This is a genomic window from Segetibacter sp. (genome assembly GCF_025963695.1).
GTDB lineage: Bacteria > Bacteroidota > Bacteroidia > Chitinophagales > Chitinophagaceae > Segetibacter.
On sequence record NZ_JAOQAH010000047.1, the window covers coordinates 98,274 to 120,716 of the forward strand.

22 protein-coding genes are annotated in these 22,443 nt (G+C 39.6%); 5 read left to right on the forward strand and 17 right to left on the reverse strand.

Annotated elements, in window-relative coordinates:
- Positions 1-118: 118 nt before the first annotated feature.
- Positions 119-994 (reverse strand): MerR family transcriptional regulator, encoded by an 876-nt coding sequence (locus tag JWR87_RS08295; RefSeq protein ID WP_297818182.1) that lies wholly within the window; start codon positions 992-994, stop codon positions 119-121.
- A gap of 152 nt (positions 995-1,146) precedes the next feature.
- Between JWR87_RS08295 and lepB the strand changes: the two genes are divergently transcribed.
- On the forward strand, positions 1,147-2,652 hold the full coding sequence (lepB, locus tag JWR87_RS08300) for a signal peptidase I (protein ID WP_297818185.1): 1,506 nt from the start codon (positions 1,147-1,149) through the stop codon (positions 2,650-2,652).
- 64 nt (positions 2,653-2,716) lie between these two features.
- Positions 2,717-3,211 carry a cytidine deaminase gene (locus JWR87_RS08305; protein WP_297818188.1) on the forward strand — a complete coding sequence of 165 codons (495 nt, stop codon included), beginning with the start codon at positions 2,717-2,719 and terminating at the stop codon, positions 3,209-3,211.
- A 40-nt stretch (positions 3,212-3,251) separates the two neighbouring features.
- On the opposite strand, the gene JWR87_RS08310 is transcribed toward JWR87_RS08305, so the two are convergent.
- Positions 3,252-3,689 (reverse strand): hypothetical protein, encoded by a 438-nt coding sequence (locus JWR87_RS08310; RefSeq protein ID WP_297818191.1) that lies wholly within the window; start codon positions 3,687-3,689, stop codon positions 3,252-3,254.
- 160 nt (positions 3,690-3,849) lie between these two features.
- Here JWR87_RS08310 and JWR87_RS08315 point away from each other — a divergent pair, with 160 nt between their 5' ends.
- The gene (locus JWR87_RS08315; protein ID WP_297818193.1) at positions 3,850-4,320 is read left to right on the forward strand and encodes a PA2169 family four-helix-bundle protein; all 471 of its coding nucleotides are present in this window, start codon (positions 3,850-3,852) and stop codon (positions 4,318-4,320) included.
- Between the two features lie 109 nt (positions 4,321-4,429).
- Here the strand turns inward: JWR87_RS08315 and JWR87_RS08320 are convergent, their stop codons facing one another.
- Genes JWR87_RS08320 through JWR87_RS08330 form a run of 3 tightly spaced genes read right to left on the reverse strand, consistent with a single transcriptional unit; the run spans position 4,430 to position 6,341 of the window.
- The gene (locus JWR87_RS08320) at positions 4,430-5,482 is read right to left on the reverse strand and encodes an iron-sulfur cluster-binding domain-containing protein (RefSeq protein ID WP_297818196.1); all 1,053 of its coding nucleotides are present in this window, start codon (positions 5,480-5,482) and stop codon (positions 4,430-4,432) included.
- A gap of 33 nt (positions 5,483-5,515) precedes the next feature.
- The gene (locus JWR87_RS08325) at positions 5,516-6,010 is read right to left on the reverse strand and encodes a methylated-DNA--[protein]-cysteine S-methyltransferase (RefSeq protein WP_297818200.1); all 495 of its coding nucleotides are present in this window, start codon (positions 6,008-6,010) and stop codon (positions 5,516-5,518) included.
- Position 6,011: 1 nt separating this feature from the next.
- Positions 6,012-6,341 carry a tRNA-binding protein gene (locus JWR87_RS08330; RefSeq protein WP_297818203.1) on the reverse strand — a complete coding sequence of 110 codons (330 nt, stop codon included), beginning with the start codon at positions 6,339-6,341 and terminating at the stop codon, positions 6,012-6,014.
- A gap of 38 nt (positions 6,342-6,379) precedes the next feature.
- On the opposite strand from JWR87_RS08330, the gene JWR87_RS08335 reads away from it, so the two are divergent.
- Positions 6,380-6,793 carry an OsmC family protein gene (locus JWR87_RS08335; protein WP_297818206.1) on the forward strand — a complete coding sequence of 138 codons (414 nt, stop codon included), beginning with the start codon at positions 6,380-6,382 and terminating at the stop codon, positions 6,791-6,793.
- Positions 6,794-7,023: 230 nt separating this feature from the next.
- Here JWR87_RS08335 and JWR87_RS08340 read toward each other — a convergent pair whose 3' ends face one another.
- The 6 genes from JWR87_RS08340 to ggt all read right to left on the reverse strand — a co-directional run bounded on the left by JWR87_RS08340 (position 7,024) and on the right by ggt (position 13,146).
- Positions 7,024-7,722 carry a LytTR family DNA-binding domain-containing protein gene (locus tag JWR87_RS08340; protein ID WP_297818209.1) on the reverse strand — a complete coding sequence of 233 codons (699 nt, stop codon included), beginning with the start codon at positions 7,720-7,722 and terminating at the stop codon, positions 7,024-7,026.
- On the reverse strand, positions 7,722-8,765 hold the full coding sequence (locus JWR87_RS08345) for a sensor histidine kinase (RefSeq protein ID WP_297818212.1): 1,044 nt from the start codon (positions 8,763-8,765) through the stop codon (positions 7,722-7,724). Before JWR87_RS08345 ends, JWR87_RS08340 begins: the two co-directional genes overlap by 1 nt.
- Positions 8,766-9,137: 372 nt before the next feature.
- Positions 9,138-9,953 (reverse strand): 3-methyl-2-oxobutanoate hydroxymethyltransferase, encoded by an 816-nt coding sequence (gene panB / locus JWR87_RS08350; protein WP_297818215.1) that lies wholly within the window; start codon positions 9,951-9,953, stop codon positions 9,138-9,140.
- Positions 9,954-10,134: 181 nt separating this feature from the next.
- Positions 10,135-11,016, reverse strand: coding sequence for an ethanolamine ammonia-lyase reactivating factor EutA (locus JWR87_RS08355; protein ID WP_297818218.1), 882 nt, complete (start codon positions 11,014-11,016; stop codon positions 10,135-10,137).
- A 122-nt stretch (positions 11,017-11,138) separates the two neighbouring features.
- A complete protein-coding gene (locus JWR87_RS08360) occupies positions 11,139-11,381 on the reverse strand; it encodes a hypothetical protein (protein ID WP_297818220.1) in 243 nt (80 codons plus the stop codon).
- A gap of 31 nt (positions 11,382-11,412) precedes the next feature.
- Positions 11,413-13,146, reverse strand: a complete 1,734-nt coding sequence (gene ggt, locus JWR87_RS08365) for a gamma-glutamyltransferase (RefSeq protein WP_297818223.1) — start codon at positions 13,144-13,146, stop codon at positions 11,413-11,415.
- A gap of 264 nt (positions 13,147-13,410) precedes the next feature.
- Between ggt and JWR87_RS08370 the strand changes: the two genes are divergently transcribed.
- Positions 13,411-16,215 carry a TonB-dependent receptor gene (locus JWR87_RS08370; protein ID WP_297818225.1) on the forward strand — a complete coding sequence of 935 codons (2,805 nt, stop codon included), beginning with the start codon at positions 13,411-13,413 and terminating at the stop codon, positions 16,213-16,215.
- A gap of 97 nt (positions 16,216-16,312) precedes the next feature.
- Here the strand turns inward: JWR87_RS08370 and JWR87_RS08375 are convergent, their stop codons facing one another.
- The 6 genes from JWR87_RS08375 to JWR87_RS08400 all read right to left on the reverse strand — a co-directional run bounded on the left by JWR87_RS08375 (position 16,313) and on the right by JWR87_RS08400 (position 22,370).
- Positions 16,313-16,513: a hypothetical protein gene (locus JWR87_RS08375; protein ID WP_297818228.1), complete on the reverse strand. Its 201-nt coding sequence runs from the start codon at positions 16,511-16,513 to the stop codon at positions 16,313-16,315.
- 221 nt (positions 16,514-16,734) lie between these two features.
- Entirely contained in the window at positions 16,735-19,233 is a 2,499-nt protein-coding gene (priA, locus tag JWR87_RS08380) for a primosomal protein N' (RefSeq protein ID WP_297818231.1), read from the reverse strand.
- Between the two features lie 199 nt (positions 19,234-19,432).
- Positions 19,433-20,194: a lysophospholipid acyltransferase family protein gene (locus JWR87_RS08385; protein ID WP_297818234.1), complete on the reverse strand. Its 762-nt coding sequence runs from the start codon at positions 20,192-20,194 to the stop codon at positions 19,433-19,435.
- 18 nt (positions 20,195-20,212) lie between these two features.
- Positions 20,213-20,509 (reverse strand): antibiotic biosynthesis monooxygenase family protein, encoded by a 297-nt coding sequence (locus JWR87_RS08390; protein ID WP_297818237.1) that lies wholly within the window; start codon positions 20,507-20,509, stop codon positions 20,213-20,215.
- A complete protein-coding gene (locus tag JWR87_RS08395) occupies positions 20,509-21,336 on the reverse strand; it encodes an SAM-dependent chlorinase/fluorinase (RefSeq protein ID WP_297818239.1) in 828 nt (275 codons plus the stop codon). The genes JWR87_RS08390 and JWR87_RS08395 overlap by 1 nt, the downstream gene beginning before the upstream one ends.
- Before the next feature lie 227 nt (positions 21,337-21,563).
- Positions 21,564-22,370 (reverse strand): SDR family oxidoreductase, encoded by an 807-nt coding sequence (locus JWR87_RS08400; protein ID WP_297818242.1) that lies wholly within the window; start codon positions 22,368-22,370, stop codon positions 21,564-21,566.
- Positions 22,371-22,443 lie beyond the last annotated feature (73 nt).

The window sequence follows — 22,443 nt, forward strand, 5'->3', positions numbered from 1 at the left end:
GTAAGGTGTAAGGCGTAAGGTGTAAGGTATAAGGTGTAAGGTGTAAGGTGTAAGGTGTAAGGTGTAAGGTTTGTCGCAGGATAACCTTACACCTTATACAATCTCGGGTGCTGAGTGCTCACTCCTCCGTAAACTTAATAATTTCATCCATTGATCTCAATAGCTGAACATTTGGCGGCACCCTTATAATTTGCTGTACCTGGATTCCCGACATTACAATTTGCTTTTCTGGAAACCGCTTGGCAATCTCCTCTACATAATCTTGTGCATGTTTGTTGGTTAAATTTGTGACAAGATGGAAAAGTATGTATTTAAAACTTTTAGTTTGCCGATAAGTGTCGATGCTATCTAAAGACACATTGCTACCAAAGTAAGCTACCTTGTTTTTGTTCTTCTTTAATAAATAGTAGATGAACTGCAAAGGCAATTCGTGGTGTTCCTTTTCTGGTGTAAATAGTAAAATATCCTTCTTAGTTGTTTCTTTTATCAACTGAAGATTGTCGATAGCAACGAAAAGTTTTCTGGCAATAATATTGCTTGTAAAATGCTCCTGGGCCGGAATTACATGGTCGGTAAGCCACAAAACGCCAATCTTATCCTGAAAGGCATGAATGATTTTAAGAATGGTTTCTTCTACACCAAGTCTTTTTAGCGCTTCCTGGAATGTTCGTTCAAAACTTTCTTCGTCCAGGTCAATCGATGCTTCAAGCAACTCTTTTATATAGTACTCATTCCCGTTTTCACGCGGCAGTCCTTCCAATGCCTTTAACCTTATTTCGTCTCTGTTTAACGAAGCAATTTTAGATATCTTTAAGCCACCGTGATATAAATATGAGATCCTGAGAATGTGCTTTAAATTTTCATTGTCGTAGAATCTATGGTTGCTATCTCTTCTTTGCGGTACAGCAATTCCATAACGTTGCTCCCAAATACGCCACGTGTGTGCTTTTATTCCACTTAGGTTCTCAATGTCTTTTATTGTAAACTGATTCATTTCTGCTTATAAAGGTAAATATCTCTTTTAGTAGTAGCGTTCTGATCAATAAGATACACCTATATCTTTTGTTTTTATTTAAGAAAACTTTTGAAGAAGCCCCTTTGAAGCAAATTTTATAATGGTACATTTGCCACCATCAAAAACTACTTATGGGCTGGTTCATTTTTGCGATATACATAATAGGATGGCATATAGGCATGTATGGTATGTTTAAAAAGGCCGGCATAGAACCGTGGAAAGCTTTGATCCCTTTTTATAACACATGGTGTATCGTTAATAAGACCAATATCCGTAAGGTCTGGTTTTGGCTTCAATTTATCCCCATAGCAGGACAGTTTATTACTATTTGGATCACCATTATTTTCGTGATGCATTTTGGAAGATTTTCTTTAATTCATCATATAGCAACGGTTTTCTTCCCCTTTCTTTATTTCCCTTATTTAGGCTATTCAAAAACTGAAAGATATGTAGGGCATGACGTAGTTAAACGTTATCAGAAAAGTGCAGCAAGAGAGTGGATAGACGCCGCTGTTTTCGCCGTTGTAGCTGCTACCATCATTAGAACCTTTGTATTTGAAGCTTATACCATACCAACAGAAAGTATGGAAAAAACGCTTTTAGTAAACGACTTTCTGTTTGTAAATAAAATGAGTTACGGACCTCGCATTCCGCAAACGCCTGTTTCTTTTCCTTTTGTTCACAACATCATGCCTTTCAGTACCACTACACCTTCTTATACAACTCTTGTGCAGCTTCCATACAAACGTTTGCCAGGTTTTCAGGAGGTTGAAAGAAATGATGTCGTCGTGTTTAATTTTCCTGCAGGAGATACCATTATCAACCTGCCTGATTTTGGTTCGAAAGTTTTATATTATGATGTGTTAAGAACACAATTTAAGGGGAACAGAGATGCTTTGATGGCTGAGTATCCAATCCACGTACACCCGATGGATAAAACGGATAACTATATTAAGCGTTGTATTGCTGTGGGTGGTGATACGCTATTAATTAGGGACGGACGTGTTATTATAAGTGGACAACCTTCACCTATTCCCATCGGATCACAAACGGAGTATATTGTTGAAACGAACGGACAGCCATTTGACGATGAATTTTTACAAACGGCTTTGCATATTAATCCGGAAGAACCCAAAGACCAGATTTACGCTTACCAGGGGAAAGCCAATTCTTATGTTTTGAATATGACACCTTCCGAAGCAGAGTTGGTAAAGAAACAACCTAATTTCAAAAGCATTGATTTTGCGTATATAAACAATCCCGGTACAACCTTTCCATATAGCACAAACAATCTTTGGTCACCTGATAACTTTGGACCTATTTATGTTCCTGCAAAAGGAAGCACAATTACAATTACTCCTGAGAATATCGATATCTATCGAAGGTTAATTATTACTTACGAGGGTAATAATCTGGAAGAGAGAGATGGCAAATTTTTTATCAATGGCCAGCAAACAAATACTTATAAATGTAAGTTTAATTACTACTGGATGATGGGCGACAATCGCCACCGCAGCCAGGACAGTCGTTACTGGGGTTTTGTACCTGAAACAAACATCGTCGGCAAAGCTTCACTAATATGGTTTAGTTGGGAAAACGGCCCCCGCTGGAACCGTTTGTTTAAAACTATCAAATAACATATCTTTAATTTTTATAAATCCTTCCCAGCAACGGAGGGATTTTTTGTCTCAATAATTATCAATGAAGAAAGAAGATTATACGTTTTCATTTGAAGTGTACGATTCTATCGACGAGTTAAATGAGCATGATGCATGGCTGCTCAACCAAGCCCGTGAAGTAACGCAACATGCGTATGCGCCCTATTCACATTTTCAGGTAGGTGCCATTGCCCGCCTCGACAATGGCCAGATTGTAGCTGGAAGTAACCAGGAAAATGCAAGCTTTCCGGTTGGTTTGTGCGCAGAAAGAGTGCTTCTTGCTTCGGCTGCATCACTATTCCCCAAAGTGCCAATAGAAACAATAGCGATTAGTTACCACAACGAAAATGGTGAAAGCGACCACCCCATTTCTCCTTGCGGTATGTGTCGTCAAAGCCTGCTTGAATACGAATCTCGGGTAAAACATCCAATCAGGGTTATTTTGGGTGGACTTGAAGGGCAAGTGTATATTATTGACCGGGCTGCTATGCTGTTGCCGCTAAGTTTTACAGCAGAAGATTTAAGTTCTCCATTGTAACAAATTATATAAATGCGCGCTGGCTTAGTAGTTGTTTACGTTACGGAAGCAGTTCGTTTGGTTGGATAATAGGTTTGAAAGCAAGACTTTTCACTTGTTTTTTATCTCCAAAACAACCTGACAAGGTAATGACCTGTGCGTTATCCTCCTCGAATTGGTAAACTACTTTATCCGCAATTTTTGCCTTTTTCTCTTTTAATGCCTGGAAAGCATACAATCTAACCACTGCACTTTTGTTGTTTTTAGCCAGTTCTATCAGTTGGTCTTCCGCAGCAACAGATAGAAGTTTAGTATAGAGCTCTAACTGCTTACAATAGGAACCGGTATATCCAATTGTATAAGATCGTTCATAAACGCCATTGACTGCCATTTCATCTACTATCATTTGAACAGTGTCTGGTTTATTATCCCTGGCATATACTACAGTTTGTATAAATACTGGTATTATAGCAAGTAACAATGTTTTAGTAAGTGGCATCTTTTACTTTTTGGGATATGATGCATTCTAAATACGAATTACATAAATAGTAAGAAAATTATAGAAAGAGTTTCGTGTGTTATGCATCATACATGCTTAAGACCCTTTCACCAAAAACTAGCTTCTGGCACAAGTTTTTATGCATTTCGTAAAAGATATTATGGAGCCTACACAGACTACAATTGGAATTTTAAACGACCTTATTCAAATTAATAATGATCGGGTAATTGGATATGAAAAAGCAATTCATGAATTGAAAGATAGTGACGACGACCTGAAAGTGCTGTTTGCATCAATGATAGATGAAAGCCGCCAGGCAAGAATGGCGCTTGGTAAAGAAGTGCAGGCTTTAGGTGGAGAAATGAAATCAGGTTCAGACACTACTAACAGTGGAAAGATCTACAAAGCCTGGATGGATGTAAAAGCTGTATTTAGTGGCCATGATAGAAAGACTGTTTTGAGCAACTGCGAGTTTGGAGAAGATGCAGCCCAAAAAGCTTACGACGCCGCTTTGCTATCTGAGGATTTACCTGCGTATTTAAGGGAAATGGTTTCAAAACAAAAGCACATACTTAAAGGATCTCACGATGAAGTCAAAGCAATGCGAGACCAGGAAAAGGCACGCTCTTAAAATTAGTTTTTAAGGGTGAGTATTTAAGAAGCGCACCAGATCATCAAATTGGTTGGCTTCTTATTTTAACCCTTATGTCACGAACCTGCAACTTACTTTGAAGCTTCTCTTAAAGTATTTTTTCTTCCATACCTGCTGGAGTAAAAGTTAACTCCAGGTCTGTTTCGGGGTAAGATACGCAGGTGAGTATTAATCCTTCCTGTAAATCGGTTGGGGTAAGCACATCGTTAATCGTCATCTTTACGCTTCCGCTGGTACATCTTGCAGTACACGTACTGCACCTGCCGCCACGACAACTGAACGGAAGTTGGATATGATGTTTTAATGCAACCTCAAGGATGTTTTGTGGGTAAGCAACTTCAATGTTATACTTCTTATTATGGTAGTAGATGGTAACACGATGAGGGGTTTTATCAGTCATTAAAGGCGGAGGTGGAGCCGTAGCAAAAAAGTTCTCCCGCCTTATAAAGTCCTGGCTGTATTTCATCACCTTCAAAGTAAATTGAGCCATCCTCATGAAAGACTCTGGACCGCAGAGATAAAATTTTACAGATGAATTTGTAATGTGCTGTAGCAAGATCCGTTCAAGCAAATTGTTATTGAGGCGTTGAGAAGGCTTTTTATAATCCTCTGGTTGACTAAAGATTTCTGTTAGAGAAAAATTTAATTTGAACTTTTCTTTTAATAGAAACAAATCATTCCTAAAAATGCTGTTCTTTTCGCTGTGATTTTGGTTAATCAGCAAAACTTTTGTCCGCGGGAAGTTGTGTAATAAATGCTTTATAAGAGAGAAGACCGGCGTAATTCCGCTGCCCGCTGCAATAAAAACGGCTACTTCGCTTTCAGGTTTTTCTATAATAAATCTCCCGCTAGGCGGCAGGCTAATAATAATGTCGCCAACTTTTAATTCGTCGAACAAGAAACGGCTTAGTTCGCCATTCTCAATTCTCTTGATGGTAAAGAAAAAATCATTGTCAACACCCGGTGTTGAGCTAATGGAATAAGAGCGGCGTATTTCTTTATTATTCAGCGTTACTAATAAGGTAACAAACTGACCTGCTTTATATTCTATGTTTCTCTTGTTTATCTCTTCTACAACAAACGTTTTACTTTCTGCTGTTTCCTGCCTTATGCTTGTTATCCTTAATTGTAGGTGTTCCATTTCTTTTGCTAATCTCCTTTCCGTTATAACAGATCAAAATAAAGTTTGTACCCCGTTTGCAAATTTATTCTCATGATCAAGTAACCATTTTTTTCTCCACAATCCGCCGGCATATCCTACCAGCGATTGATTGCTTCCTATAACCCGGTGGCAAGGAACAATAATGCATACATGGTTTTTTCCATTACTTGAAGCAGCCGCCCGAATACAATTAGGATCGCCCAGTTGTTTTGCCAGCGCCATATAACTAATAGTTTTTCCGTATTCTATATTCAGCAGTTCACCCCAAACTTTGCTTTGAAACTCAGTTCCTTTCTGGCGGACAGGTATATCAAATGAAAGTCGCTTGCCGCCAAAATATTCTATCAATTCCTCTACACAGCTTAGTAAGAGAAGATTGTTTGTACTGGCATTGCCAGCATTACTTTCATCATCAATAAACGAAATCTCGTTAATGTATTGTGCTGTTCCGCCAACCTTTAAAAGGCCAACCGGAGACTTGTAATACGTAAAGGTGGTCTCACTCATTTTAGCCTATTTTTAGTCCGTTTTCAACTGCTCTTTCCGGCTTTAATAAAATTACATCGTTGTTGGCATCATATACGCCAAGCACTAAACATTCACTGTAAAAATTTGCTATTTGTTTTGGCGGAAAGTTCATCACAGCTACCACCTGTTGGCCCAGCAATTGCTCTTTGGAATAATGCTTGGTAACTTGCGCAGAAGAGTATTTTATTCCGGTCGGTCCGAAATCAATTTTCAATTGATATGCTGGCTTTCTGGCTTTTGGAAAATCCTTAACTTCAACAATTGTTCCTGTTTGAATGTTTATCTTTTCCAGGTCGTCCCATGATATCATTGAAACAATTTTAAAATCAAATCTAAACAACAAAAAGTATGAAAAGAAATGCAACCGCCGTTTGGAACGGTTCCGGTAAAGAAGGTAAAGGAACTGTTAGTACACAAAGTACAGTTCTAAGCAGCACCCAATATTCTTATAAATCGCGCTTTGAGGAAGGCGTTGGAACAAATCCCGAAGAACTAATGGCCGCTGCCCACGCAGGATGCTTCTCCATGAAGCTAAGTTTTGTATTAGGTGAAGCAGGTTTTACCGCAGACAAGATAGAAACAACATGTACGATCGCTTTAGAGAACGGGGCTATCACAACTTCTGAGTTAAACGTTACCGCTACAATACCAGGTATTAGCGAAGATGAATTTCAAAAATGCGCGCAAAATGCAAAAGACAATTGCCCGGTTAGTAAAGCTTATAGCGCTTTAAATATTACTTTGGAAGCCAAGCTTGGATAACACTGGTTTGTTGACCAGCAATGGTACTTTCATTATACATCGTTGTGTCACTCACTTGTACTTTTAGAATTTCTATGAGCCAGGTGAGTGACTTTTTTTTAATAGCTATTGGCCATTAATGAAGTGTTTTCAAAAAGAAGCAAAACATCGTGGCAGGGCAAGAGTTAATGGTCTTCTTTCCTATAAAGCAGAAGTAAATAGTATCTCTGTTTTTGTCTCGTCAAAAACGACTAAGGTTCCAATCCCTTACTTTTCAATAGCTGCTGATATACCTCGCTATAACTACTACCCACCGGGATCTCTTTACCAGCAACTTTCACTTTCGACTTCCCAAAACTTTCAATTTTATTCGAAGGCACAATATAAGAGCGGTGAATACGAACAAATTCAGGAGTTGGTAATTTCTCCTGAAGGCTTTTTAAGGTCATCAAAGTAAGAATAGGTTTCGGCTTTAAGTGAATTCTGATATAGTCATCCAATCCCTCAATTAATTCAATCTCCTTTAAATTGATTTTCATTAACTGGTAGTCAACCTTCACAAATATGGAAGCCATCTGAAGCTCCTGGCTATTTAAAAACTCCAGATATTCACGTGCTTTAAAAACTGCTTTTAAAAAACGATCGTATTCAAAAGGTTTCAACAAATAGTCTACCGCATCTACATTAAATCCATCGACTGCATACTCGCTATAGGCAGTAGTAAAAACTACCATTGGCTTTTTTACCAGCGTTTTGTAAAACTGTAATCCGTTTATATCGGGCATTTGTATGTCAAGAAACAACAAGTCAGCTTCGTGTTGCTGCAACCATTCCCTCCCTTCATCGGGATTTGTAAAGGTCTTTTCTAAAGATAGAAAAGGAATGCGCGAAGCATACTCGGTTATTAATTGCAGTGCAAGTGGCTCATCATCTATTGCTATACAGCGCATTATTTTTGGAGTATTAGGTGAACGATAAACTGTTTATTTTCTTCATTTACGGTCAGTTGGTGGGTGTCAGGATATAGTAATTCAAGTCTTCGTTTCGTATTTTTCAAGCCAATTCCTGTATTATTTTCGTTCCCTTTATCATTTGTGATGATGTCATTTTTAGAAGTAAATAAAATGCTATGAGGTTGGGTTTTTATCTCAAATAATAATCTCGACATTTCCTTTGTACTTACTCCATATTTAAAAGCGTTCTCCACAAACGGAATTAAAATTAGTGGTGCAATTTGTTTTCCTTCAGTTTGGCCTTCCACAACGAATTCAATTTTTACTTTGTCCGTCAGCCGCACTTTCTGTAGCTCTATGTAATGTTGTATAAACTGTATCTCTTTGTCAAGCGCAACGCTATCGTGCTTTGTCTCACTTAAAACATAACGCATAATAGACGATAGCTTTAAAACTGCATCCGCTGTCGCTTCGCTTTTTACCAGCGCTAAAGAGTAAATGTTATTAAGCGTGTTGAAAAGAAAATGCGGATTAATCTGGGTCTTAAGGAACGAGAGTTCCGTTGCTAGTTTTTCATTTTCAATTTCCTGTTTTTTACGTTCAATACCCAACCATTCCTGTATAACTCTTGAACATGTACTTACGGTAAACACTAAGAAGAAAACCGCAGTAGAAGCTGTAAAAGGGTAAAAATAAGACGGACGGCGCCGCTGCATTCTCAACTTAATTCTTTCGGGCATTTCTGCTCGTATAATATCATCTAATAGGCGGTTAATAAAAAGAAAGATGATAAGTAGTGCGATAATAGTTAGCGAGTACCAAAGCCACTTTTTCTTCGTAAGCAACTGAGGTATCAGCACCATTGTATTGGAATAATAGAAAATCAGCAGGTAAGCATCTATGCAGATGAACCGCAGTATCATGGCATCACTAAACTGAAAGTCAGCGTCTCGCGGCCGGGGAGAAAATAAAATCGGAAGCAGAAAGAAACATGCCCAGGCTGCCACGTGCACTGTTATTGTTAAAAGCCTTTTGTTCAAATTAGAAGTAGGGTTTTAAAGGTATAATTAGTTGTATAGCAATATCTGCTTTTTTACACAAGTAATAGCTAATAGTAGTATTCTACTTATCAACACGTTACTTGTTATCCCGCAGCTTGACTTGTTCATAGTCGGCCAAATGTTGATACCGTTGATCTCACACTAACTTACTTTTCCTGGCTCTCGGGGTAGTAGGGTAATAAATAATTTAAAAGTAGGAGGCCCAGGGGTCGGATAAAAAGAATTTGGATTAATGGCATAGAACAATCGGTAAAGCGTAAACCGGATGTTTACTGCGAAGGAGGAAAATTTTAGTGAGGATTTTTTTAAACTTTAATAAAATTATTGGCAAGTGTAATCTTTCTTGCTCTTTTAATATTGCTCGCCTTCATTCGGAAAGTCATTGTTTTTAACATCAGCAATGTATTGCTTCACTGCGCCTGTTACCTGCTCTGCCATATTTAAATAGGTCCTTAAAAATCTCGGCCTAAACTCTGTATTTATTCCTAAAAGGTCATGCATTACGAGAACCTGTCCCCCACAATGCATTCCTGCACCTATGCCTATTGTTGGCATAATCAGGCTTTCTGTTACTTCTTTGGCCAATGCTGCAGGTATTTTTTCCAGCACCACTGCAAAACACCCGGCCTCCTGTAATATGAGCGCATCGCTTCTAAGTTTGTTTGCTTCGGCTTCTTCTTTTGCCCTTACCACATAAGTGCCGAATTTATGTATGGATTGCGGTGTTAGCCCCAGGTGACCCATCACCGGAATTCCTGCACTTACAATCCGTTTGATACTGTCAACCACTTCTTCGCCACCTTCAAGCTTTAGCGCATGTGCACCTGTTTCTTTCATAATGCGGATAGCAGATGCCAGCGCTACTTCGCTGTTAGATTGGTAAGAGCCAAAAGGTAAATCAACTACTACCAGTGCACGTTCTGTACCCCGGATAACCGAGGCAGCATGATAAATCATCTGGTCTAACGTGATAGGCAACGTAGATTCATGACCTGCCATTACATTACTTGCACTGTCACCCACCAATATAACGTCAATACCTGCGGCATCAAATAATTTTGCAAACGAAAAATCATAAGCGGTAATCATCGAAATTTTTTCACCGTTTACTTTCAGCCGAAGAAGTGTATTGGTAGTTACTTTTTTAATTTGCTTATTTACAGACATCTCTTTAATAGAAATTGATGAATAATTTCAAAAATGAGATGGGAGAGGAGTATGGCTCTGCTTTAGAATAAAACATGCTCTGATAAAACCCATCAGGAACGTGTGAAATTACAGTTATTTAGTGCAGTTAGTTAATTGTTTATTTCGCAAAAGCAGACCGAAGGGTTGGCTAAGGTTACTTCTATTTTCTTAACTCTGAATATAAATGCTGGATCAGTCCATCTGCCAAACCAATTTTGGGTACAAGTATTTCATCTGCATCGGCCCACCTCATTACATTAATAAAAATTTGCAATGCCGGAACAATCACATCTGCCCGGTCTTCTTTGAATTTAAATAGTCGAATACGGTCTTTAACGGAAACGGCAGAAAATTCTTTATAGTAGTCTTTAAGTAAACTAAGTTCAAGGGGCTTTCCGTCTTTTTTCTTACTAATAGAAAATATCTTGTTTATGTTGCCACCGGTACCGATAGCTACAATCTTCTTATATCCTTTCGTTTTTTCTTTTATCATTTCCTTCATTTCATTCCACATCTTTTCTTCCACCTGGTTCTTAAGTAAACGGATAGTGCCGATATTAAAAGATTGTTTGCATACTAATTTTCCGTCTGCAAAAAAAGTAAGCTCAGTACTTCCACCACCTACATCAATATAGAGATAGCTATTATTTTCGTCCATACTCTCGGCAACATGGTTCTCATAAATTATCGAAGCTTCAAGATCCCCGCTAATAATTTCAATGTCTATTCCTGTTTCATTCTTAACCCTGGCAATAATTTCTGAACCATTTTTTGCATCGCGCATTGCGCTGGTAGCGCATGCTGTAAGGTGTTCAACTTCGTACAATTTTAGCAGGTGGCTGTATGCTTTCATTGCCTCCACTACCATCGTTATTCTATGTTCTGAAATTTCGCCGGTTTCAAATACGTCAAACCCAAGTCGCAATGGTACCCGGATGAGGTTGAGCTTACAAAATTGCGGCGGATGGCCAATTCCTTCAACGACATCTGTTATTAATAATCTCGCAGCGTTACTTCCTATATCTATAGCGGCTAACCTCATTGGTAATTTGTTTTTATAAAAAAGAGTTTTAGAGAATGTTCAACGATGCAAATATATTACCAGTGAAGTCAGTTGAAAGTTTACAAAAGGAGTGTTTGATACCGGCATTAGTTGTGGTAGCATCATCGTTGCGTCGCAATCACTTTTTCAGCAGCTCGTTCCTGAGCTTCAGCCTTTATTAAAACAGAATAACTAATAATTAAAAGCGGAAGTTCAAAGAAATCGATAGTCAATATGTATTTGTTCTTTCCGTTACAACTTCTTGTAGGAAGAATGTTGGCGAGGACCTCAACAACGGCACTAAAAAGAAAGCCGGGTTGGCGGGGACGCTGGCAGTAGCGGTAAAATTTCTTACTTATTTCCATTTAATTTATACAATCCTAAAAACTCCAGGTTCTAATAACCTTCTGCGCTGTCATCGCCCCGTTTGTCAGCGGCAGCTTCAAGCTTGCCATTATTTATTTTTATCAATTCTACACGACCTATTGATGTTGCGTATCCAGCTACATAATATACCTTAACAGCATATCCCATTTCCTGTAATTCTTGCATCACATTTTTCGGAAAACCTTCTTCTACCTGTATTTCATCCGGAAGCCACTGGTGATGGAACTTTGGTTTGTTAACGGCTTCTTCAGCATTCATATTAAAGTCTACCACATTTACAATGGTTTGATAGACTGATGTTGGAATGGTTGTGCCGCCCGGCGTTCCAACAACCATAAAAGGCTTGCTGCCTTTTAAAACAATTGTAGGTGCCATCGAGCTAAGCATTCTCTTGCCTGGTGCAATTGCATTTGCTTCTCCACCTATTGCCCCGTACATATTGGGTACGCCAGGTTTTATACTAAAATCATCCATCTCATTATTTAGTATAAAACCTGCACCGGCCACCACGGTTTTGCTTCCAAAGTTGCCGTTAAGTGTAGTAGTGACAGCCACCAGATTGCCCCATTTATCAGCAACGCTAATGTGAGTGGTCTCAGTACTCTCTGATAGCGGGCCTCCTTTTATCTCAACACTTTTGCTTGCTTTTGTGCTATCATAATCTGCCATTCTTTTAGCCAGGTAAGCATTGCTTGTAATTGTGCCAAGGGGCACTTTCCAAAAGTCAGGATCACCTAAATGTGCTGCGCGATCTGCGTAAGCTCTTCTTTCGGCTTCGGTCATTAGTTGCACACTTTTTACCGTTTCAAATCCGTAACTCGCTAATGGCCGGTTCTCAACCATCTTCAACATCTGCATTAGTAATACTCCGCCACTACTGGGTGGCGGCATGCTAACTATGGTATGGCCTTTATAATTAAACGCCAATGGTTTTCGCTCTTTTGTCTTATAATTTTTTAAATCATTTAAAGTGATAAGACCTTTTCCTCGTTGCATTTCTGCCACGATCAATCTGGCTGTTTCCCCTTCATAAAACCCGGCTGCACCTTTATCTCGTATTCTTTTTAGTGTATTTGCCAGTTCTTTTTGAATTAATGTATCCCCTTTCTTCCATCCGCTTTCTTTTACAAACACGGGTGTTACTGTGTTATATTTTAGAAACGATTCCCTTGCCCTCGTAAATTTCGACGCTTCGGCTTCGGTTAGCGAAAAGCCTTTTTCTGCAAGGTCAATGGCGGGCTGTATAAGGGTTTTAAACGGAAGCTTTGAATATTTAAGACTTGCAAACAAGCCGCTAACTGTTCCGGGAACGCCGGCAGCGAGATGACCAAATTGAGAAAGATTTGTTTGTGCAGTTCCTTTTTCATCCAAATACATGTCACGAGTCGCTTTCGCCGGCGCTGTCTCGCGGTAGTCGTAAGTAAAAGTCTTACCATCTTTTAGCCTCGCCACCAGAAAACCGCCGCCACCAATATTTCCAGCGCCCGGATACACTACTGCAAGTGCCAGCTGTGTTGCTATAACGGCGTCAATTGCATTTCCGCCACGTTTTAAAATTTCGGCTCCCACTTTAGCAGCGATAGGATGAGCGCAAACAACCGCGCCGTTCGAAAAAGTTTGCGTTTTATTGCTTGAAAAGTGATAGGGATCAACTGCTTTTCCGGCACCCACAAATGACTGGGCTGCCACAATATTTGAAAATAACAGGGAAGTGAAAACAATGATAAAGTGTCTGAGTTGCATGCAGCAAATTTCTGCCTTTTTCACATCGGAGAATTAAAAATTTATTAATAAAGATTGCTGAAACGCCTAGATACTAGCTTAGCAGCTTTCCCCCGGGGAACGGGAAATTACTCTTCTTATGCAGCATTTTGCAACATTGAATGCTCCATGTAGTTAGCAAGTACAAGAGTGCGACGCAACAATTGCCGCCATACCATAATAGCTGGTAACATAAAATTCCTAACCTGCTATTATTCCGATAATTTTTTATTAAACAAAACAAGTATGATGAAAATTTCCTCAATTTTTAGATTTACAACTACAGTTGTATTATTCCTTCTGCTTGCAGCTGGGGTAAATGCGCAGTCGGTAATCATCGGTACAGTTAGGGATGAAAGTGGTAATCCGCTTAGTGGTGCCTCCGTGTCGCTGCAGGGGACTGCCACAGGAACAACTACAGATAACGGTGGAACGTATACGCTAAAAGTAAAAGGTGGTACCTACACGGTAAGTGCCAGTTATGTAGGCTTTTCGACTAGCCCCAAAAGAGTTACCGTTGCTGAAGGCGCTACCGCTACATTAGATTTTTCTCTAAATAATTCGGGCGTTACAAATGAAGTGGTTGTTCTTGGGTCAAGGGCATTGCCACGTACACAGTTAGAAACGCCGGTGCCGGTGGATGTAATTGATATAAAGAAAATAGCGCAGGATGCGCCGCAGGTTTATATCAACCAGATATTGAGCTATGTGGCTCCCTCGTTTAATTCCGGAACACAGACTGTTGCAGATGGTTCGGATCATATTGATCCTGCTTCTTTGCGCGGCCTGGGGCCAGACCAGGTGTTGGTTTTAATTAATGGTAAAAGGAGGCACAATACCGCCCTCGTAAATATCAACGGTACTTTTGGACGCGGTTCTGTTGGAACAGATTTAAACGCAATTCCGGTTGCGGCAATAGACCGGATAGAGATACTTCGTGATGCTGCTTCTGCACAATATGGAAGCGATGCAATTGCAGGCGTGATAAACATTATATTAAAGAGCTCTGTAAACAGGGTTACTTTCTCTACTACTGCCGGCGCAAATGTTACCAGGTTTTTAGGCAAGTCTATCACTGACGGGCAAACCGTACAGAATGCAATAAACTTCGGTATTCCCTTGGGACAACAGGGCGGGTTCATTAACTTCTCCGGTTCATTTGATTATCGCAATTATACCAACAGGGCAGGAGAAAGAACCGGAACTATTTTTAGCAGGTACAATGGCCGTAATGCAGCAGGTGCTATTCAAACAGTTGATAGAACAGACTCTTTTTTAACTGCAAACAATAAGACACGGGAAGACTTTAAACAAAGAGTAGGTCAGTCTCGGCTTCGTAGCGGACAGTTTATGTTTAATTCAAGTATTCCCATGGATGACCAGGGAACCGAGTTTTACATGTTTGGAGGTTTAGGTTATAGAAATGGTCAAGCTGCTGCCAACTTCCGTTTGCCTAATAACACCAACAATATTTTAGCAATTTATCCATTAGGTTTTTTACCTGAGATCCACTCGGATATCTACGACAGAAACCTGTCTTTCGGTATCAGGGGTAAGTTGAAAGAATGGAACGTTGATTTTAGCAATACTTACGGCCAAAACCAGTTTATTTTTAAAGTAGCCAATACCCTGAATTCAACAATGGGTATAGCTTCACCAACACGTTTTAATTCGGGAGGACCCGCCTTTACTCAAAACACCACTAACCTTGATTTTTCAAGAAGCTTTGCCGGGTTAAGCGGAATAAACATAGCCTTAGGTGCAGAGCATCGTTTTGAAAGATACCAGTTAGTGCCAGGCGAGGAAGCATCTTACGCCGATTATGGTAGGTCGAGGCAAGTTGGTGTTGATGCAGCGGGAAGACCAATACTGGTACCTGATTTAAGAGGATTGGTTGTTACCCGGTTCGGTGGACCGGACAGTTCGGCGTTAACAGGCGGCGCGCAATCTTTTCCGGGATTTAGACCAGAAAATGCGGTAAATGCTACACGTAGCGCTATTGCCGCTTATGCTGATGGCGAATTTAATTTTTCGAAAGCATTTTTGATAGATGGTGCGGCCCGTTTCGAAAACTATAATGATTTTGGTAGTAACGTAAGCGGAAAAATTTCGATGAGGTATAAGGTAAGAGAAAGCTTCGCTATCCGTGGTTCGGTTAGTACCGGTTTTAGAGCACCTTCTTTGCACCAGCGATATTTCTCAAATACATCTACCTTGTTTGTAGGTGGTATTCCTTACGAGGTGGCTACTTTCCCTAACGACAGCCGTGCAGCTAAACTATTGGGAATTCCAGATTTGCGTGCTGAAAAATCGAAAAGCGTCAGTTTAGGTTTTACCGGAAACTTTGGAAAATTTAAGGTTACTGTGGATGGCTATCTTACCAGAATTAACGACAGGGTTATTTATACAGATTTGTTCCTGGGAAGTAACGCCGCCAATGCTTCAGCTACGGATAGGGAATTATACAATATTCTTTTGTCTTACAATGCCAACCGTGCCCAGTTTTTTGCAAACGCCATAAACACTGAAACAAAAGGAGTGGACCTGGTAGTATCTTATGGAACAAAAATAGGTACAGGAAATTTTCGTGCTGATTTAGCCGGAACCGTTTCTAAGACCATGAGGGTAGGACCAATAAAATCTTCTGAATTATTGAAATCTAAAGAAAGTATTTACTTCAGTGAGGCAAGTCGTATTTATCTTGAAAGCTCGGTACCAAGGGTGAAAGCGAACCTGACTTTTACTTACGGCATAAGCAAATGGAACTTTTTTGTAAGGAACGTTTATTTTGGCGCAGTTGACGAAGCCACTACAGCTGTTCTTTACCAACAGACTTTTGATCCAAAGGTTATCACTGAGGCTTCTATAGGTTATAAAATCTCAAGGTCAACTCGTATCAGTGTAGGGTCTAATAATATTTTTGATATCTATCCTGAAAGGGTTGCTGATCCCGGTAACACCACTGCAAATCAATTTATATACTCCAGGAGAGCTACACAGTTTGGTTTTAACGGCCGGTATGTGTATGGAAGGTTTGAAATATCGTTGTAAGAAATCAGCTTAAAAATTATACAAAGTGCTATCGCTTGAAAGCGGTAGCACTTTTTTTAGTCAAGTACCACTTACAAGAAAATTTCTGCCTAAAGCTTTATGCTATATACAATTCTCCTTCAGCATTTTTGCCAATTTTAGAGAACACCAGTTCTTTTAGATTTTGCAATAATTCATAACTAATCTCTCCCGCGCATTTCTCTAACAATTCGTTTTTGGTCAATTCTTCATTACCATCAATAAATTGCGCTAGCTGGCTGTAGTTTAATTCAAGAAAGTCTGAAAATTTGTAAACCATAAATAATAGATTTAATAACAACAGGCGAAGTTGTTCCAGTCCGTTTCAACAACAATTATACCTTTTTAGGTATCCATCAAACTGGGGCCCTTTTAAGATGTCAGCAAATTTTTTTGAGCCGGCCGTACAACATCTTTCAACATCGTTGTGTCACACGCTTGCACTTGTATAACCGCAATCATCTTTTTTTTAAAGCCGTGAATATCGTCAGCAATACTTTCTTAAACGGCATCCACATCTGCGATGATCGTTACACTCCTATACCTTTTATTCGATTGAACAATGCTTACCTGCTGCAAGATGTCATGTTTGCATTGTCGCATAAAGCGGGCATCTTTCGGAAGTTTTAGTAAAAGTTCAAACAGGTATTGATTTCTCACCCTGTTAATGGCAGGCTCTGCGGGACCACTTATATAGGCAGCATATTTATCGTTTAGAAATTGCCCTAAAATATTCGCAGCTTCCTCGGCTATATTTTTATCCTTATGCTTACAGATTAATTGAATAACCCGTGAAAAAGGAGGATAAAAAAACATCTTCCTGTTTTCAATTTCAAATTGGTACATCTGTTCGTAACTGTGCTGCTGTACGAACTGCAACACAGGATGATGTGTATTGCTGACTTGTATAATTACTTTTCCCTGCGCTTCGCGGCGGCCGGCGCGGCCGCTTACCTGCTCCATCAATTGAAATGCTCTTTCGTTTACGCGAAAGTCAGTGAAGTTTAATATGCCATCAGCGTCAACAATTCCTACCAGGTTTACATGTTCAAAGTCAAGTCCCTTTACAACCATTTGCGTGCCGGCAAGTATGTCTATTCTTTGCTGTTCAAATAGTTTAATCAATGCATCGTGATCGTTCTTTCCCCGTACACTGTCGTAATCCATCCTTGCAATTTTCGCTTCCGGAAAAGCTTCAACCAAAGCTTCTTCAATCTTTTCTGTACCAAAGTTTTTTTGAACAAAATTGTGATTGCCGCAAGCCGCACAGGTAAGTACCAAAGGATAAGCAGTACCGCAATAGTGACATTGCAGCTTATTTTTAGCTTTATGATAGGTAAGCGTAACATCGCAGTTTTCACACTGCGGTATCCAACCGCAAATTGAACAAATCTGGTAAGGAGAATATCCGCGACGGTTTTGAAAAAGGATAACCTGTTTTTTTTCTTGTAGCGATTGCTGGATTGCCTCTGTTAACTGTGGCGATAAAATAACCTTACCCTTTTCTTTGGTAATAATTGTTTTTACATCAACAATTTGTATGGAAGGCATTTGAACATTTCCATACCGTTCGGTCAGGCTAACTAAACCATATTTTCCAGTTACGGTATTGTAATAGCTTTCGATAGAAGGCGTGGCACTTCCAAGCAACACTTTTGCATTAAACAGGGAAGCGTAATAAATGGCAGCATCACGACCGTGGTAGCGCGGCGCCGGTTCCTGTTGCTTAAATGATGGATCGTGTTCTTCATCAACGATGATCAATCCAAGCTCTTTAAAAGGCAGAAATAACGATGACCTTGCTCCGAGTACTACTTTTGTTTCGCCTGTTTTTATTTTGTTCCAGATCTCAACCCTTTCGTTTGGGTTAAACTTGGAATGATAAATAGTGATATAGCCTCCAAAATACTTTTGAAGCCTTCGTATAATCTGGGCAGTTAAAGCAATCTCAGGAAGCATATACAAAACCTGCTTTCCTGCTTTAATGTACTGCTCAATTAGTTTTATATAAATCTGCGTTTTGCCGCTTGAGGTAACCCCTTGAAGCAAGCAAACCGATTTTTCATTTAATACCTGTTGAACTGAATTTGCAGCTTCTACCTGCGCAGGAGATAACTCGAATTCAATCTTAATATCTTTTGGGAGCGTTGGAAGCCGGTCAACCGACCGTTTTTCAAGCTTTACAATATTTTTATCTGCAAGCCCTTTTAATTGGGCTGCAGTTGCATTCGCCTTTTTTAAAAGATTGGTTTGTGTTACTTCGCCTTCTGTCTTAATCAGGTGTAAGTAGGAGAGCAGTAGTTCGAGTTGTTTGGGGGCCTTGTTCTTGCTCCATTCATTTAAAAGCTTTGCAAGGTTCTCTTCATTATGGTAATCGGCCTGAAGATGAACGTACGTTTCCATCTTTTGTTTGTAGGTATCTTTCAGTGCTTCCCAAACCATGCAAACCTTTTTCTCTATCAAACTTTTTATAATCGGGTAAACATGCGACGCATCTAGAATCTGTTGCACTTCGCTTAGCTTCAGTTCTTTTTTTAGCAGGAGAGCTTCGGCCACCAAATATTCTTCATCGTTCAAGTCTGAAAAGTCCTCGCCAGATTCTTCGTTGTAAGTAAGAATGCTTTCGCTGGATAACTTTAGATGAGAAGGTAGGGCAGCTTGCATCACCTCTCCTTCACTGCACATGTAATAGTCAGCTATCCATTCCCATAACTTTAGCTGTTGGGCATAAATTAAAGGCTGCTCGTCTAAAACATTTAAGATATCTCGGGGCTCAAATGCTGTTGGTTTATCACTGTGTACCGTTTTTACAATTCCTGAATATTTTTTGTTTTTTAATTGAACTTCTACCCTCGAGCCTTTGGCAACATTGCCTTTTAAATGGTCGGGAATTGCCCATGTATAATTTTTAGGCAAAGCAAGTGGAATGATAACTTCAGCGTAAACTCTTTGGTTTATATCTGGGTTGAATAGGGAGGATGAGTTTAAGTTATCTGTCATGCGCTAGAGGCAAAAATAATGCGATTGCTTGTAACCTTTGTGATGCGTTTACTGTCTTCGCAACAACTTGACCTGATTTAGACAATTGGACTATTCAACCAAATGAAAAAAGGTTCAATAGACGTTAGGCGTAAAAGTGAGTGACACAACAATGTTGCCATAAGAACAACTGCTGATAACAAACAATATTCTCCTCCCCTTACACCTCTTTGGGGTATTTTTGATATTTCTTCAATCCAGCGTCCATAAGATCATAAGCCTTCTGCTTTAATGCAGGCAAATCATTCAAAGTAAGACCGGTAACAGGCAGTTCATCTAAAAAAACTACCCTGCACGGACCGGGAGTTAGGGTGAAAATACTGCTGTAATGCAGGCGGTCTACTGTATCCACAAACAAGACAAGCTTTAGAGGCGTTTCAGTTTCAATAGCTATCCGAAATGCTCCGTCAAAAAAGGCTTTCAGCGGCTTTCCGGTATCATTTAAAGTGCCTTCAGGAAAAATAAAAATTGAAATATGCCGGCGGATAAATTCTTTCATTTCCAGCACACTCCGAGCCCTGTTATCCGCATCGTTTCTTTTAACCATTACGGTTGCACTTTTATAAATGTAGCCAAAGATGGGAACCTTCGACATTTCGTATTTTGCCAGTATCCGTACAGGTTGGTCTAATGCCATTACCACCGGTGGAATATCCATATATGAAATATGGTTGGCAATAAAAATGTATTGCTTTGAACGATCATGCGCTACCTCAAAAATATTCTTATGTCTTATGCCTACTATAAAGTACCACAAGAATCCCCAGGCCTTCACCACCTTATAAATAAAATTGCCACCCTTAACCCTGCCAAAAAACGAAGCAATAATAACGAATGGAACGGCAACAAACATGATGGCTATAAACATCAACAAAGCATATACACAATAAATCCATTGCAGCGGTTTCAGCAAAATTTTCATGGGTGTTTAATATAACAACTAAGGTAAAATCGCCAACTGATTTACGGACCATGCCTCAGCCTTTGCTGAAAACATTGGCCTGGTTAGTTGCCACGTGTCTCTAAAGAAAGATGAATTGCGATAATGAGTCAGGGCAGCTTCGTCCTGCCAGTTGCTGTAGGTAAAAAAGATGTTCTGGTCATGGTTATCCTGCCATAGTTCAAGATGGGTACAACCTTCAAAGTTTCTTATCTTTTCTTTTCGTTCTTCAAAAAATACTTTGAATGCTTCCACAGCATCTGCCCTAAAAGTCATCTTAACCATTCTAACCAGCATTATTCAAAAAAGATTTTTACAGTTTGATAAAACCATTTGTTCTGAAGTGAAATGCTTTGTTTTTGCATGGCTTCAGAAAATCCCTGCAAACCAAACAAACCTGCCGCATTGCCTTTATTGATGGCTATTTCTAAATAATTGGAAGAATTAAAAAACGCTACTTTTTCGCCCTGTGGTACACAGGCATAGGTTTCACTGATCGTATCAATAACCTCATCTCTTTTAAAGACAATTTTAAAGTTGCGGCCATTTCTCTCCCTGTCGAAATCGGCCTTTGTAATGTTTACGATTACATTTTCGAAATTATCGATATATAAGATTTGTCCTTCCATGGTGGTAGGACTATTTACATATCTGAGGCGCAGTTTTTCAACTATTGTAATGTTAGACTCTCCTATATAGTCAAGGTCCTTTCCGGCCAATATCTGCCACACCGCATTAGCAATTACCTGTGTACATGTTAGGGTAGTAGGGCGTTCTCCTTCAGGAATAGGCAATGCCACCACTCTTTCAGGTGGTCCGTCTATAATCATGGTTAACAGCCCATTGTCAGCACAGGCAATGTATTGATTATTGTGGTAAGCCAAAAGCATTTGCTTAGGCTTTTGATCGAACATATTAACGAGCACAATATGAAAAGTTCCCGAAGGAAAATGGCTAAAAGCACTGCAGCAGAAGTACGCAGCCTGGGGATAATTGAACGAAGAAAGCTGATGCGAAACATCAACAATAGTAAGGTTTTCACTCACACTGTATAACTGACCCTTCACGGCAGCTACCAGGTAATCCTGCTGGCCAATATCTGTAGTTAGGGTTATTATAGACATACTTATGTTCCTGTATCTGGTATAACTTCTTTAGTTGTTTTTGTTTATCAGCTTTTGTTTTTCAAGCATCATCGTTGTGTCACTCACTTGTACTTTTTGTTTTAAGATCAGCGTTGTTAAATGTTGAACATCATCAACCGAAACCGGAGAAGCCAAGTTTAGTACTCAAACTAAACGTTCAACATAATAGTTGAAAGGGCGCTGCTCTCTGTCAACTATCCGCCTTCCTACTTCACCAGTTTGCCATTTTTAAAGTAAAATTTTCTAACCATCTTATCAGCAACCCCAGGTAAAAATTTATTTAAAAGAAGACTCGTTTTCCCCAGCAGCGTAAGCACAAGTGTTCTTTTTCTTTTTTCTATAGATTTCAAAATATACTTCGCACATTCTTCTGCACTCATCAGTTTGTCTTCATTCATGGGGTTTTCTTTTTGCGGCCTGGCATCTTTATCCAAAGCTACATTCCGAATATTGCTTGCTGTAAAACCTGGAGCAACCCACATCACATTTACGCCATCGTCTAAAAGTTCTGTTCTCAGTGCTTCCAAAAACCCATTTACGGCAAACTTGCTTGCACTGTAACCCGTTCTGCCGGGCAATCCTCTAAACCCTGCCGGCGAAGAAACCCCAACAACAGTTCCTTTATTTTTAATTATTTCGCTTAAAGCAAATTTGGTACAGTAAACAGTACCCCAGAAGTTAACGTCCATCAAAGTTCTTAAGGTATCCAGCTCCAGATCTTTAAACAACGCCCGCATCGAAAGGCCCGCATTATTTATAAGAATGTCTATGGTGCCGAATGTCTCCACAACAGAATTAATGAAATTCTTACAATCTGATTCTTTACTAACATCGGCAGTTCCGATATGCAAAGGTCTTCCTGCATTAGCAGTTTGAAGCTGATATAATTTTTCATAGTTCCGCCCGCATGTAGCAACCCGTGCTCCACTTTCTAATAGAAGCTCTACAAGCGCCTTTCCAATGCCTTCGCTTCCACCTGTTACGACTACTACTTTCTTAGCAAAATATGACATTGACTATTGTTGAATTCGCAAAAGTAACAGAGTTAGGGGACATATAAGAGGAATAGGAATATCTATAAAAGTG